Annotated in this window: 12 protein-coding genes; 1 reads left to right on the top strand and 11 read right to left on the bottom strand. The window is 58.4% G+C overall.

Going from position 1 to position 14,461, the window contains the following annotated elements; genetic code table 11:
- Positions 1–48: 48 nt before the first annotated feature.
- The 6 genes from L379_RS22425 to L379_RS22400 all read right to left on the bottom strand — a co-directional run bounded on the left by L379_RS22425 (position 49) and on the right by L379_RS22400 (position 5,972).
- A complete protein-coding gene (locus tag L379_RS22425) occupies positions 49–954 on the bottom strand; it encodes an EamA family transporter (protein ID WP_032103766.1) in 906 nt (301 codons plus the stop codon).
- Positions 955–1,101: 147 nt separating this feature from the next.
- On the bottom strand, positions 1,102–2,481 hold the full coding sequence (locus L379_RS22420) for a carbohydrate porin (RefSeq protein WP_032652050.1): 1,380 nt from the start codon (positions 2,479–2,481) through the stop codon (positions 1,102–1,104).
- Between the two features lie 137 nt (positions 2,482–2,618).
- Positions 2,619–2,921, bottom strand: coding sequence for a PTS lactose/cellobiose transporter subunit IIA (locus L379_RS22415; protein ID WP_010426515.1), 303 nt, complete (start codon positions 2,919–2,921; stop codon positions 2,619–2,621).
- Positions 2,922–2,926: 5 nt separating this feature from the next.
- Positions 2,927–4,303, bottom strand: coding sequence for a glycoside hydrolase family 1 protein (locus L379_RS22410; RefSeq protein ID WP_032652052.1), 1,377 nt, complete (start codon positions 4,301–4,303; stop codon positions 2,927–2,929).
- 17 nt (positions 4,304–4,320) lie between these two features.
- Positions 4,321–5,646, bottom strand: a complete 1,326-nt coding sequence (locus tag L379_RS22405; protein ID WP_032652055.1) for a PTS sugar transporter subunit IIC — start codon at positions 5,644–5,646, stop codon at positions 4,321–4,323.
- 11 nt (positions 5,647–5,657) lie between these two features.
- A complete protein-coding gene (locus L379_RS22400) occupies positions 5,658–5,972 on the bottom strand; it encodes a PTS sugar transporter subunit IIB (protein ID WP_032652058.1) in 315 nt (104 codons plus the stop codon).
- 293 nt (positions 5,973–6,265) lie between these two features.
- Here L379_RS22400 and L379_RS22395 point away from each other — a divergent pair, with 293 nt between their 5' ends.
- Positions 6,266–7,216 (top strand): LacI family DNA-binding transcriptional regulator, encoded by a 951-nt coding sequence (locus L379_RS22395; RefSeq protein WP_003861033.1) that lies wholly within the window; start codon positions 6,266–6,268, stop codon positions 7,214–7,216.
- 48 nt (positions 7,217–7,264) lie between these two features.
- On the opposite strand, the gene L379_RS22390 is transcribed toward L379_RS22395, so the two are convergent.
- The 5 genes from L379_RS22390 to L379_RS22370 form a co-directional block, all read right to left on the bottom strand.
- Complete coding sequence (locus L379_RS22390; protein ID WP_032652060.1) at positions 7,265–7,561, bottom strand: YicS family protein; 297 nt, start codon at positions 7,559–7,561, stop codon at positions 7,265–7,267.
- Between the two features lie 82 nt (positions 7,562–7,643).
- Entirely contained in the window at positions 7,644–8,801 is a 1,158-nt protein-coding gene (locus L379_RS22385) for a multidrug effflux MFS transporter (protein ID WP_017383668.1), read from the bottom strand.
- A gap of 49 nt (positions 8,802–8,850) precedes the next feature.
- On the bottom strand, positions 8,851–10,215 hold the full coding sequence (locus L379_RS22380; protein WP_017694001.1) for an efflux transporter outer membrane subunit: 1,365 nt from the start codon (positions 10,213–10,215) through the stop codon (positions 8,851–8,853).
- Entirely contained in the window at positions 10,215–13,325 is a 3,111-nt protein-coding gene (locus L379_RS22375; RefSeq protein ID WP_032652063.1) for an efflux RND transporter permease subunit, read from the bottom strand. The genes L379_RS22380 and L379_RS22375 overlap by 1 nt, the downstream gene beginning before the upstream one ends.
- A complete protein-coding gene (locus tag L379_RS22370) occupies positions 13,325–14,446 on the bottom strand; it encodes an efflux RND transporter periplasmic adaptor subunit (protein ID WP_017383665.1) in 1,122 nt (373 codons plus the stop codon). The genes L379_RS22375 and L379_RS22370 overlap by 1 nt, the downstream gene beginning before the upstream one ends.
- Between the last annotated feature and the right edge of the window lie 15 nt (positions 14,447–14,461).

Genomic DNA, 14,461 nt, shown 5'->3' on the forward strand with positions numbered 1-14,461 from the left:
TGCTTTTCTCCCTCTCCCGTGGGAGAGGGTTGGGGTGAGGGCATCAGGCTACGCCGATGTCTGAACCCGTCTTCTCGAATCCATCGAAATCAACACCACCGACGACACAATCAGCAGCGTCCCCAGCCAGTCCGGCAGGGTGAATGCCACCCCCAGCAACACCACCGACAGCAGCGCGCTGCTCAGCGGCTCGGCGCAGCTCAGAATGCTCGCCTTCGGCCCGCCGATCATCTGTGCGCCTTTCAGATACAGGCTGAACGTCAGCGCGGTACCTATCACCACCAGGTAGAAAAACGCCAGCAGCAGGCCGCCGTCGATCACGAAGGTAGTGCCGCGTCCGGCGTAGAACGGCGTCAGCATTAGTCCCGCAATCAACATACTCCAGCCGACAATCGGCAGCGTGCCGTAGCGGGCGATAAGCGTCGACGGGTACGTCGTATAAAACGCCGCGGCAAACGCCGAGGCGATACCGAAGAACAGCGCGGCCGGCGAGATGGAGAGCGACGTCGGGTCGCCGTGGGTTACCAGCAGGAAGGTACCCACAAGCGACGTGAAAATCGCGGATAAGACAAATATGCCGGGACGCGTTTTCCGCGCCAGCGCAAACCATGCCACGATAATGGTCGGCGACAGAAACTGGAGCACGGTGGCCGTCGCGGCGTTGGATTTTTCAATTGTCAGCAGGAAGGTGAGCTGCACGGTAAGCGCGCCAGCCAGCGAGAAAAACAGCAGGCTGAGGGCGTCTTTGCGGTTTTTGATGACCGAGAAAATCTTGTCGCCGTGAACGAAGGAGAGCGTCAGCAGGATCACGCCGGTAAACAGCAGACGAACCATGGTCAGGTAAGGCGAAGAGATGTGGCTTTTCTCCATGATGTACTGCGCGCAAACCCCGGAACTGCCCCATAAAACGGCGGCGATCAGGACGTTGAGCATCCCTTTGCGTGTGGAACCCATGTTCTCCCCTGTTATGTTGTCGTTAATTGGCCAACAGCATAGCATGGTTGTGTGCGGCCTGATGCCCTCACCCCGACCCTCTCCCACGGGGAGAGGGGGAAAACCGTAGGCCGGGTAAGCGTAGCGCCACCCGGCATGTTGTTGACCTTAGAACCACGCCTCCCACATCGCGCCGACGTTGAAGTCGTCCAGCGTTTCATCTTTGGTGTTGTTCACGCGCGCGGTACGTTCGTTATCCACCTTGCCGCCGGTCACGTAGAAGCGCAGCATCGGACGGAACTCCGGCCCCATGGCGATGGACATGTTCTGCGACAGGGTCAGCTTCCAGCCCTTGTTGTCGCCGCCGTTGTCGTAATCCACGTGCTGCCAGCCCGCTTCCAGCCAGGTGGAGTGAACGTCGTTCCACCAGTGCATCGGGCGCACGATGGCGTTGTAGTTCTTGCGGTTGTCGGTCTTATCGCGGCTGTTGTCGTAGTCATGGAAGGCGAGGAGGTACTCCACCTGCGTCGCCTGGGTGAATTTGTACAGCCCTTCGAAGCTGGCGTAGACCGTGGTCAGATCCTCGGTTTTGTTGAACACGCTGTTGTCCGCGTTATCGGAGTAGCGGGCAATCACCTTGTTCACGCCGCTGTCGTTGGTGTGGCTCAGCACCACGCCGCCCTGCCAGGCGTTCAGACGTTCGTCGCCCTCCACCGCTTTCGAGTCAAAGCCGTAGTTGGCGTACAGCTCCAGATCCAGCGGACCGAGCTTCATACCGTGGATTTTAGACGTCGCGGCGTAGTTGCCTTTGTCGCCCGTGCCGGACCCGCCGGTACAGGTGATGCGCGACGGGTTCGCTTCGTCCTCCATCACTTCCGGGCTACAGGATTCCACTGCCGCCACGGTGGCCACGTCAAACTGCACGCCGCCGATGTCGAAGTTCTTCACCCCGGCGCCCTGACCGTCGTGGTTCATCCAGAAGTAATCGTTGATGCCCTGCTGCGGACGCTGGTGGAAGTCGCGACCCGCCCAGAAGTAGGCGTTCGGGTTGGAGGCCATAATGTTGGTCACGCCGGCGTAGGCTTTCTTGAGGTTAACTTCGTCGCCCCAGTGGTCGATCATCACGTTGATGTCCCAGATGGCGCCGTTTTCGCCCTTGAAGGCTTTAGAGAGCTGGAACTCGCCGCCGTTGCCTTCGTTACCCAGACGACCAATGGCGGACGCGCCGTTGTAGGAGCCGTCCACCGCCACGTATTTCTGATCGGCGGCCTGGAAGTGCGCGCCGTAGCGGGCGTAGCCGGTAAATTTAACCCCGAACGGGATCGCCATATCCGGAGATTGCGCCGCGCTCTGCGGCTCGGTCACCACGTCCGCTTTTTTCGCGACCGCCGCATCCATTTTGGCCTGACGTTCGGCCAGGGCTTTATCCACCGCTTTTGCCACAATGGCGTCGATTTGCTCCTGAGTGAATTCCTGAGCGAGAACGGAAATTGGGCAAAGCGCGGCGATAACCGCCATGGTTAATGGAAGTTTTTTAATCGTATTCATGGTTATCTCAATATAGTTTAATTTTATTCAGACAATAACCATCCCGCTCCGATCTGACAGAGTATGTCGCTATCATCAGAACAAGTGGAATTCTATTTAAGGTAAAGAGGTATTACAGTAATTTATTTCGCCATAGACTATCTCTGATATAAATGAATAATTTCTTCGGATAATTCACGCGCTAATAAGGAATTCATTAAATGATCCTGCGCGTGCACCATGATTAACGTCATCGGCTGACGTCCTTCGCCCGCATCCTGCTCGATCAGTTTGGTCTGCATCTTGTGCGCCTGGCGCGAATAGCCGTCGGCTTCGCGCAGCAGGCTTTTGGCCTCGTCAATGTTGCCCTGACGCGCCGCGTGCAGTGCTTCAAAGCACAGGCTGCGGGACTGCCCGGCGTTGACGATAATTTCCATTACGGCTTCTTCTAGTGCGATCATCATCATTACTCTTTATCAAAGCTATTATTTAAGGCGGTGGCGGCAAACCACTCTCCGCTTTTCTTAATGGTGCGCTGCTGCGTCTTTAAATCGAGCTGGATAAATCCGTAGCGATTTTTATACGCGTTACACCACGACCAGTTATCAATAAACGTCCACATATGGTAACCAAGACAATTGCACCCTTCGCTAATACCCTTATGCAGCCAGGCTAAATGTTCGGAAATAAACTCGATGCGGTAGTGATCGTTAATCTGGCCATTTTCAATAAAGCGCTGCTCATTTTCGACGCCCATGCCGTTTTCAGAAATAAAGCAGCGTGGGTTGCCGTAATTGTCGCGCAGGTTAACCAGAATATCGTAAATACCCGGCGCGTAGATTTCCCAGCCGCGGTACGGGTTCATCTTACGGCCCGGCATCTCGTAATTATCAAAGAACCACTCCGGCATAAACGGCGCCTGCGGGTTCACCGCGCTGTCGCGACACTTCACGCGACGCGGCTGATAGTAGTTAACGCCGAGCAGGTCGATTTTCCCTTCCGCAATCAGGAAACCGTCTTCCGGCTTGCAGGCGGGCAGCTGATCGTAAGATTTCAGCAATGCCACCAGGTCCGCTGGATACTCCCCGCGCAGCACCGGGTCGAGGAAGCTGCGGTTAAACATCAGGTCCGCTATGTGCGCCGCCTTCACGTCCGCCGGGTTCCGGGAGCGCGGGTACGACGGCGTCAGGTTGAGCACGATGCCGATTTCACCCGCGTAGTGTCCGGCGCGGTAAGCCTGAACGGCCTTCGCATGGGCCAGCACGGTGTGATACGCCACGGTGGCTGCCCGACGAAAATCCACCACGTTCGGGTAGTGGAAGTCGTACAGATAACCGCCTTCCACCGGAACAATCGGCTCGTTGAAGGTAAACCAGTGCAGCACGCGGTCGCCGAACAGCTCGAAGCAAATCTGCGCATAGCGGGCGTACGCGTCCGCCACGTCACGGTTTTCCCAGCCGCCAATCTCCTGCATCGCCATCGGCATGTCGAAATGGAACAGGGTGATAAACGGCGTGATGCCCTGTTCATTCAGCTCATCAATGACCTGATTGTAAAAATCGACCGCGTCCGGGCTCACTTCACCGATACCGTCGGGGATCAGGCGCGCCCAGCTAATCGATGTGCGAAAGCTGTTGTGGTTCAGCTGCTTTAACAGCTGAATGTCCGTTTTCCAGTGCTGATAAAACGTGGAGGTGTGCTGCGGCCCCACGCCGTTGTGAAAACGGTTCGGCTCGCGGGCAAACCAGTAATCCCACGTGGTTTCACCCTCTCGTGTCCCTTCCGTCTGGAGAGCGGAGCTTGCGCTGCCCCACCAGAAGTTATCGGGAAATGCGTATTTCATGACTCTTCCTCTTTGACTTAATTGCTGGCGGCTTCAGCGTTACCGACGGTCGCCTGAGCTTTCTGCTCTTCGTTTTTGATGAGCGTACGCTCATAGGTACGCAGGAACGGCAGGTACATCAGCGCGGACATCACCATACAGACCAGGCACATCACCACCGGGCTGAGCGCCCAGTTCGCCGCCCACGACGCACCAATCGGCGCGGGGGTGGTCCACGGGGTTAACGAAACCACCTGAGCCAGCCAGCCGAGTTTGGTTGCGCCGTACGCCAGGCAGGCGTTGACCAGCGGAACAAACACGAACGGGATAAACAGCATCGGGTTCATGATGATCGGTGCGCCGAACAAAGTCGGTTCGTTGATGTTAAAGAAGCTTGGCACCACGCCCATTTTGCCGATGGTGCGCAGGTGGGTAACGCGGCTACGCAGCAGCAGGAACGCCAGCGGCAGGGTGGAGCCTACTCCGCCAATCAGCAGGTAGTGATCCCAGAAACCTTGCAGATAAACGTGCGGCAGCGCCGCGCCCGCCGCCAGCGCCGCCTGGTTTGCAGAGAGGTTCGCCATCCAGAACGGGTTCATGATGCCGGTGACAATCAGCGACCCGTGGATACCAGCGAACCAGAAGATCTGGCACAGCAGCACGGAGAGCAGAATGGCGGGCAGCGAGTCAGACGCCGACACCAGCGGCTCCAGCAGGTGCATAATCGCCTGCGGGATGATCATCCCGGTCTGCGCTTCAATGAACAGGTTCAGCGGGTGCAGCGTTCCGATCACCACCATCACCGGGATCAGGATCTCAAACGAACGCGCCACGCCGGTCGGCACTTCCTTCGGCAGGCGGATGGTGACGTTGTTCTGTTTCAGCCACGCATAGACGCGAGTGGAGTAGATCGCGGTGATAAGCGCAGTGAAGATCCCCTGACCGGAGAGATACTGGGTCGAAATTTTGCCATCGGCATAGGGCGCGGCGACCAGCAGGAAGGCCATAAAGGCCAGCAGGCCGGACATCACCGGATCGAGGTTAAACTGACGCCCCAGGCTTGCCCCAATCCCCACCGAGATGAAGAAGGTCATCACGCCCATGCTGAGGTTAAACGGCAGCATCAGCTGTTCGCGGTAGGTCTCGGAGAAATCCAGCCAGCCGCGGGCGAAGCTGTTGGTGGTATCCGCCGAAAACGGCGGGAAGATAAACACCAGCATAAACGAGCCGATGATCATAAACGGCAGCGCGGCGGTAAAGCCGTCGCGGATGGCAATTACATACTTTTGCTGACCGAGCTTCGCGGCCAGCGGCGTAATTGACTGCTCAATCACCGCGACCATGGATTGATATAACGAACTCATGTGAACACCTTTTAGTGTGCCGCTTTGATGAGCGACAGAGCATAGTCCAGTACTTTATCGCCACGCTGCATGCCGTAATCCATCATGTCGATGGGCTGCACCGGAATGCCTTGCGTCGCTGCCTTGTCTGAGAGCGTCTTTAACATGTATTTCACTTGCGGTCCGAGAAGCACCACCTGATAGTGCGGAAACTGCGTATCAAATTCGGATACGCCATACGCATCTATCTTCACGGGCAAGCCCCGTTCTTTTGCAACATCGATCATTTTGCTGACCAGCAGGCTGGTGGACATCCCGGCAGAGCAGCACAGCATAATCTTGAACATCGACAACCATCCTCAAAATGTAAAAAGTTATTGCGAGGATGATTGGACATGATACGGAAACCGGTTTCCATTTATAAAAGACAGAAGTGTGACAACCATCAAGATCCAATACTTATGAGGCTAGTTAACCGGATGTGGGTCACAAAATTTGGCTGTTTTTGCATCAAATTGAGTGGAAACGGAAAATCTGTTTCCATGGAAAACGGAAACGGATATACTCCGTTCTGGCTATAATGTGAGCCGTAGCGGTGATGGAAATTACAGACGCCAGTTGCGTCTGACAGGGGAGAGAGATGTCTACAATCAACGATGTATCGCGTCTGGCCGGGGTGTCCAAAGCCACGGTATCACGGGTGTTGAGCGGGTCGCGTGGCGTTAAAGAAGCCAGCCGCCAGGCTGTTCTGAAAGCGGTGGACGAGCTGAACTATCGTCCCAATGTGATCGCCCAGTCGCTGCTCAGCCAGTCGACGGGCTGCATTGGGGTGATTTGCGCGCAGGAAAACATTAACCAGACCACCGGTTACCTGTACGCGCTGGAAAAACACCTCAGCCAGCATCAAAAACATCTGCTGCTGCGTTTCGCACACACGAAAACAGAAGTGATGAACGCCCTTGAAGAACTCTCCTGCGGCTTATGTGATGACATTCTGGTGATTGGCGCGCGTTTCCCGCTGGACGTAGACATGGACAACGTAATTCTGGTCGACTGTATGGAAGCCGATAACGCCAACAGCATTCAGTTCGATCACGCGTTCGCGGCTGAAACGGCCTGCAACTATCTCACCAGCCAGGGGCGTCGCCAGATAGCGCTCATCCACCCGCACGGCAGCGGCTTTGCCGATCAGGTGCTGCTGGGCTACAAACACGCGCTGGAGAAAAACTTCCTGCCCTTTAATCGCAACCTCGTGTTTATGGACGCGACTTCATCGTCCGTTGCGCTTCAGGAATTACTCAACAACGCGTCCACGCTGAACTTCAACGCGCTGCTGGTGGCGGATGAGCAGGAAGCCCAGCGGGTGATCCCGCAGTTACAGGCGTTTAATAAATCGGTACCGGAAGACATCATGGTTTTCAGCCTCGGCGGTTCGCTGCATCTGCCGGGTATTCCGGTGATCCCGGCCATTGAGTATTCCATGGACGCCATGGCGGCGCGCATCGTGAGCTGGCTGACAGAGAAAACGCAGATGCTCGGGTCCTACGTTCTGCGCGGGGATTTGATTATTCCGGATGTGCGGAAGCGTTAAACGTGTGATGTAGGCCGGGTAAGCGCAGCGCCACCCGGCGCTCAACCCTCAGTAATCTTCCATACAATCCACCTGACTTACTGCATCCCAGTAGGCGTCCAGGTTGTCACGCTTCACGGCGGTGATGGCGTTTTTGATCAGCAGCTGATTGGCCTCAGACGACAAAATCATCGCCTGCCAGGCCTTATCGCTCTGCTTTTTCTGCGGGGTACAGGTTTTCTTCACATCTTTCAGGACCTGCTGTTTTATTTGCGCCTCTTTCTCCGGAGCGCTCTGCTCCTGCGCGTGAACAAACGCAGCGAAAATCAGGCAAACGAGCAGGCAAACCAGGTGTGCAGATTTCATCGAAACCTCCTTTGAAAGTCACATGCTTCCCCTGAAATATATCGTTACATTCATCAACGTGATTCAAGCCAAAAGTATGAATTTACGCATTCTGCGTGCGGGATCCGATCGCCAGTGCAATGCCATAGCTTACTAACACCGCGAGACTCATTTTCAGCATCGTTTCTCCGCCGATACCCGCGAGAGGCGCTGCGATCCCGCCGAATAAAAACATCAGCATGCCCAGAATGGCTGACGCTGTGCCGGACTCCTTCGCGTCGACTGCGCTCATCGCTTCTGAACCCGCAATGGTGCTGATCCCGCTGTTAAATGCGACGGTGAAAAAGAGTGCAATTAGTGCCGGAACGGAAAGCTGCATCCACGCAAAGAGCAACGTCAGCCCCGCGCAGGTTAAGGCCAAAACCAGACCTATTTGCATTAACCCTTCCGCCGGGTGTCGGCGTGCCAGACGGGAGAAAATCAGCGCTGAGACGATCAGGCCGATACCGTTCACACCGAACAGCAGGCTGAACTGCATGGCGCTCAGGCCATACTCGTTTTGCATCACAAAGGAGGATGCCCCGATATAGGCGAACAGCCCCGCCAGCATGAAGGCCTGGATCAGGCAGTAGCGCATAAAGCGACGATTTTTAAGTACCGTCCTGGCGGTTTGCGTCAGCGATCCCCCGCCCTGTTTCTCTGTGAGGGACTCGCGGATAAAAAGCTGGCTGGCGATCAGCAGCGCCAGACCCGCCCCTGCCATTACCCAGAACAGCATCCGCCAGTCGAAATGCGACGCGATATAGCCACCGAGTACCGGGGACACCACGGGCGCGATGCCGTTGACCGTCATCAGTAGGGCAAAAAACTGCGTTAGCATCGTGCCATGATAGTTATCACGGGCGATGGAGCGGGCAAGTACGGAGCCGCCCGCCCCGGCAACGCCCTGCACAAATCGCCAGCCGATCAGGGCGTAAATATTCTGCGTGCTGGCACAAAGCACTGAAGCCAGTACAAACAGCAAAAGTGAGAACAGCAGCGGCGTTTTACGTCCGATGCGATCGCTTAGCGGGCCGAAAAAGAGTTGTCCCAGCCCCAGGCCAATCAGCGCCGAGGTAAGAGAAAGCTGCGTCAGCGTTGTGGAGGTGTTGAGCTGGGTGGCGATCTCCGGCAGCGCCGGAAGATAAAAATCGGAACACAGCGGCCCGATCGCCGTCAGCAGGCCAAGGATGGCCGCGAAAGAAAAAGAGAGTTTTGCCATAGGTATTTACTCTGATGGCCGGGCAACGTTGCGCCGCCCGGCAGTGATGTTACTGAATCCCGCCGCCCAGCGACTGCCACAGCGTGATGCGGTTTTCCAGGTCGGTTTGCTGCAAGGCAATCAGTGATTCCTGCGCCGACCACAGCGACCGCTGCGCGGTGAGCACCGTCAGATAATCGCCTGCGCCAGCCTTGTAACTGCGCGTCGCCACATCCAGCGTTTTTTGCTCCGCCGCCACGTATTCACGCTGGGCATCAAGCTGTTCACTCAACGTTTCGCGCCGGGCCAGCGCGTCGGCCACGTCCTTAAACGCGCTCTGGATGGTTTTCTCATAGGTCGCAATTAACCCTTTTTTCTCGGCTTCCGCATAGCGCAGCTGCGCCATATTGTTGCCGCCGCTGAACAGCGGCAGGGTGATGGACGGCGCAAACGACCAGACCTTCATCCCGTGGCTGAACAAGGACGACAGCGAATCGCTGCCGACGCCCGCGCTGGCGGTGAGCGAGATGGTCGGGAAGAAGTTGGCGCGCGCCGCGCCGATGTTGGCGTTAGCGCTCAGCAGGTTATGTTCCGCCTCCTGAATGTCCGGACGACGCAGCAGCGCGCTGGAGCTGACGCCCGCCGGGATCAGCGTGATGGCGTTGTCGCTCAGGCTCTCCAGCGTGCCGGGCAGCAGGTTCTCGGGCACCGTATCGCCCGCCAGCAGGTTGAGAGCGTTTTTGTCCTGCATCACCAGCGTCTGGTAGCTCGCCACGCTGGCGCGCGCCTGCTGGTAAACCGCCATCGCTTCACTGACGTCCGTTGCCGCTGCCACGCCCACTTCCTGCTGGCGCTTCACAATCTTGAGCGAGTTTGCGGCGCTCTCCAGGGTGGACTTCGCCAGCGCCAGATTGCTGTTATCCGCCGCCAGCGTCACCCAGGCCGTGGTCAGCTCGCTGACCATCGTCAGGCGCGTGTTCTGCGCGGTGAACTCGCTGGCAAGCCAGGTTTCACGCGCGGCGCGCGACAGGCTCTGGTTGCGGCCAAACAGATCCAGTTCGAAGCTGGAGACCGCGCCGTTGGCTTCGTCACTTGTCGCGACGCCGCTCGCCAGCGTGCGGCTGCGGGTGTGGCTCAGTTCCGCGTCCACCGTCGGGAACAGGGACGAGCGCGTTTCGCCATACTGGGCACGGGCGGCGTCGATATCCGCAATCGCTTTTTGCACGTCGCGGTTGCTGTTGAGCGCCATCGTCACCACACTTTTCAACCGCGCATCATTCATCACCTGCTGCCACTGGCTCACCACGGCGTTGGCTTCGCCATGGGCGCCCGGCAACGTCGCCGGGACGGGGGCGTCCGGGCGCTGATACGTGGGATCTAATGACACACAGCCCGCGCTCAGCAGCGCTAACGTTAATACGGTTACACGAAACATTATGACCTCCGGTTTGCGTGCTTACCGGAGAACAGACGTTTCACCAGTACAAAGAATAAAGGAACAAAGAAGATGGCCAGCAGCGTCGCGGCCAGCGTCCCGCCGATAATACCGGTACCGATCGCCACGCGGCTGTTGGCCCCGGCGCCGGTGGCAATCGCCAGCGGCGTCACGCCTGCGATAAACGCCAGCGAGGTCATGATGATCGGACGCAGACGCGTCTGGGCGGCCCGCAGGGCGGCGCGCGTCAGGGAGTAGCCTTCGGCCACTTTGGCTTCGGCAAACTCGACAATCAGAATGGCGTTCTTCGACGACAGACCGATGGTGGTCAGCAGCGCCACCTGGAAATAGACGTCGTTGTTCAGGCCGCGCAGGGAGGCGGCAACCGCCGCACCCAGCACCCCTAGCGGGATCACCATGATGACCGAAATCGGCACCGACCAGCTCTCATACAGCGCCGCCAGGCACAGGAACACCACCAGGATCGAGAGGGCATAGAGGCTCATTGCCTGACCGCTCGCCAGTTTTTCCTGCAACGACAAACCGCTCCATGCCCAGGTGCTGCCGGACGGCAGGTTATTCGCCAGCTGCTCCATTTTGCTCATCGCCGTACCGGAGCTGGCGCCGCTGGCGTTTTCGCCCTGAATCTCATACGCCGCCGAGCCGTTGTAGCGCACCAGGCTTTCCGGGCCATACTCCCAGCGGGTGGTGGCGAAGGCGGAGAACGGGGTCATGGTGCTGTCGCTGCCGCGCACATACCATTTGTTAAGATCCGATGGCACCGCGCGATAGTCGCTGTCGCCCTGGATGTAGACCTTTTTCACGCGGCCACGGTCAATGAAGTCGTTCACGTAGGTGCCGCCCCAGGCGCTGGAGAGGGTGTCGGTAACATCGCTCAGGGAGAGCCCCAGCGACACGGCTTTGTTGTTATCGATATCCACCTGAAGCTGCGGCATCTGCGGCAGATCGTTGGCGCGCACGGCGTGCAGCGAGTTGTCCTGGTTGGCTTCGCCAATCAGCTGGTTACGCAGTTTCAGCAGCGCGTCGCGGTCGGTGCCGCCGCTGGCCATCAGTTCAAAGGTAAAGCCGTTGCTCTGGCCTAAACCATCCACCGCCGGGGGCGTCATGGCGAAAATTGTGGCATCCCGAATGGTGCTCAGCTCCTGCGTGGCGCGCAGGGCAATGGCCTGGGCGGTATTCTCATCGCCTTTGCGCTCTGACCAGTTTTTCAGGGAGACGAACGCCATCCCGGCGTTCTGGCCGCTGCCGCTGAAGCTGAAGCCTTCAATGGTGAAGATCACGTCGGTATTGGCTTTCTCTTTGGTGAGGAACCACTCGCGTACCTGGCGGCTTACCTCGGCGGTACGCACCGCGGTTGCGCCGGCAGGCAGGGTGTACTGCACCATGATTTCACCCTGGTCTTCGGTTGGCAGGAAGCTGCACGGCAGTTTTAGCATGGCGAACCCCATCGCGCCGCAGAGCAGGGCGTAGATCACCAGCATGCCACCGGAACGGCGCAGGGCGCGCAGCACCTTGTTCTGATAGCCGTGCTCGGTCTTACTGTAGAAGCGGTTAAACGCGCCGAAGAAGCCCTTTTTGTGCGGAGCGGTGTGATTCAGGATCGAGCCGCACAGCGCGGGCGTCAGGGTCAGCGCCACCACCACGGAGAGGAACATCGCCGAAATAATGGTGACCGAGAACTGGCGGTAAATGACCCCGGTAGAGCCGCCGAAGAAGGCCATCGGCAGGAATACCGCAGAGAGCACCAGCGCAATGGCGATCAGCGCGCCGGAAATTTCGCCCATCGATTTTTCGGTCGCTTCCCGGGCGGGCAGCCCTTCGTCGCGCATAATACGCTCGACGTTTTCCACCACCACGATGGCGTCATCCACCAAAAGCCCTATAGCCAGCACCATCGCAAACAGCGTCAGGGTGTTGATGGAGTAACCGAACAGCGCCAGCACGCCGAAGGTGCCCAGCAGCACCACCGGCACCGCCAGCGCCGGGATCAGCGTCGCGCGGATGTTTTGCAGGAACAGGTACATCACCACCACCACGAGGATAATGGCTTCGAACAGCGTCTGAATCACGTCCTCAACGGAGATCTTGATGAACTCGGTGCTGTCTTTCGGGTAGGCCACGTCGTAGCCTTCCGGCATCGACTTTTTGAACTCGGCAATCTTGTCTTTTACCGCCGTGGCGGTGTTAAGCGCGTTGGCGCCCGGCGAGAGCATCACCGCCATACCCGCCGCAGGGTGGCCGTTCAGCTTCGCGGTGGCGGTGTAATCTTCGCTGCCCATCTCCACGCGCGCGACATCGCTGATGCGCACCACCGCACCGTTGGACTGGCTCTTGACGATGATCTTTTTGAACTCATCGACCGTTTGCAGACGCGACTGAGCGCGGACGGTGGCGGTCAGCTGTTGGGCGTTCGACGAGGGCAGTGCGCCGATTTTACCGGCGGAGACCTGCACGTTCTGCGCTTCAATCGCGCTCTGCACGTCGGAGGGCATCAGCGAGTACGACGCCAGCTTCGCCGGGTCGAGCCAGATGCGCATCGCGTATTCTGCACCGAACACCTGTAGGCTACCGACGCCATCCACGCGCGCCAGCGGATCCTGCATATTACTCACCAGCCAGTCGGCGATATCCGAGCTGCTGGCGGTGTCGGTTTTGTCATATACGCCCATGATCAGCAGGAAGTTGCTCTGGGATTTTTCGACGGTGATCCCGGACTGCTGCACCTCGGTCGGCAGGCGCGATTCCGCCTGCTGGACTTTGTTCTGCACCTGTACCTGAGCGGTGTCCGGATCGGTTCCCTGTTCAAACGTGACGTTAATACTCACCGACCCGTCCGAGCTGCTGGTGGAGGTGAAGTAGAGCAGGTTATCCAGCCCGGTGAGCTGCTGCTCGATCACCTGCGTCACGCTGTTTTCCAGCGTCTGTGCGGAGGCACCGGTATAGGTGGCGGAGATTTTGATCGACGGCGGAGCCACGTCCGGGTACTGCGCAACGGGCAGCGTGCGGATCGCCAGCATTCCGGCGAGCATGATGAGAATGGCGATAACCCAGGCAAAGACCGGGCGACGCACGAAGAAACGGGAAAACATCAGGCGTTTCCTCCGTTGGTTTTCATCTCTTCAGCTTTCACTTCCTGCCCGGCGGTGACTTTATCGGTGCCTTCCACAATCAGCTTATCGCCCGCCTTCAAACCGCTCAGCACCAGCCATTTGTCGCCGTAGGTGTCGCCCGTCTCCAGCTGACGCTGTTCGACCTTGTTGCTGGCGTTCACCACCAGCGCGGTGGCGGTGCCTTTGGCGTCGCGGGTGATGCCCTGCTGCGGGGCGAGGATCGCGTCATTCATGATGCCTTCATCCACTCTGGCGCGGACGAACATGCCCGGCAGAAGCTGATGCTGCGGGTTCGGGAAGACGGCGCGCAGGGTGACTGAGCCGGTAGACTCATCCACCGCCACTTCGGTCAGCGCCAGGCGGCCTTTTTCGCTGTAGCTGCTGCCGTCTTCGAGAATCAACGACACGTTCAGCGTATCGCTGTTGCTGGCGAGGGTTTGCTTGCGTAAACGCAGCAGATCGGCGCTGGAACGGGTTAAATCGACGTACATACTGTCCAGCCCGCGAATGGTGGCCAGCGCGGTATCCTGCTGGGCGGTCACCAGCGCGCCGGGGGTCACAGAGGAGATGCCGATACGTCCGGCAATCGGCGCGGTGACGGTGGTCCAGTTGAGGTTAATGCGGGCGCTTTCCAGCGCGGCTTTCTTTGACTCGACGCTGGCCTTGTCCTGCGCGCAGGTGGACTTCGCGTCTTCCGCATCCTGACGTGATACGCCGTCGTCCTTCACCAGCTGCGCATAACGCCGGGCTTTCTGGCAGTCGGCCTGCACCAGCGCCTGCGCCTGTTTCAGTGCGGCGGCGGCTTCATCATACGCGGCGCGGTAGCTGGAAGGATCGATCTGATACAGCGCCTGCCCGGCCTTGACCGTATCGCCTTCGGTGAACAGGCGCTTCTGGATAATGCCACCTACCTGGGGGCGCACTTCGGCGCTCATTGCGGCGGCGGTGCGGCCGGTCAGCTCGCTGACGACGGACACCGGCTGGCTCATGAGGGTGACAATCCCCACTTCCGGAAGAGGACGTTGAGGAGCAGATGTTTGCGCATTATCGCACCCTGTCAGGAGGAGTAATGCCGCGATGGAGGTTGTTATGGTTTTCATAATCTTTTTCCAGGG

This window comes from Enterobacter sp. MGH 33 (assembly GCF_000534535.1).
Lineage (GTDB): Bacteria > Pseudomonadota > Gammaproteobacteria > Enterobacterales > Enterobacteriaceae > Enterobacter > Enterobacter hormaechei_C.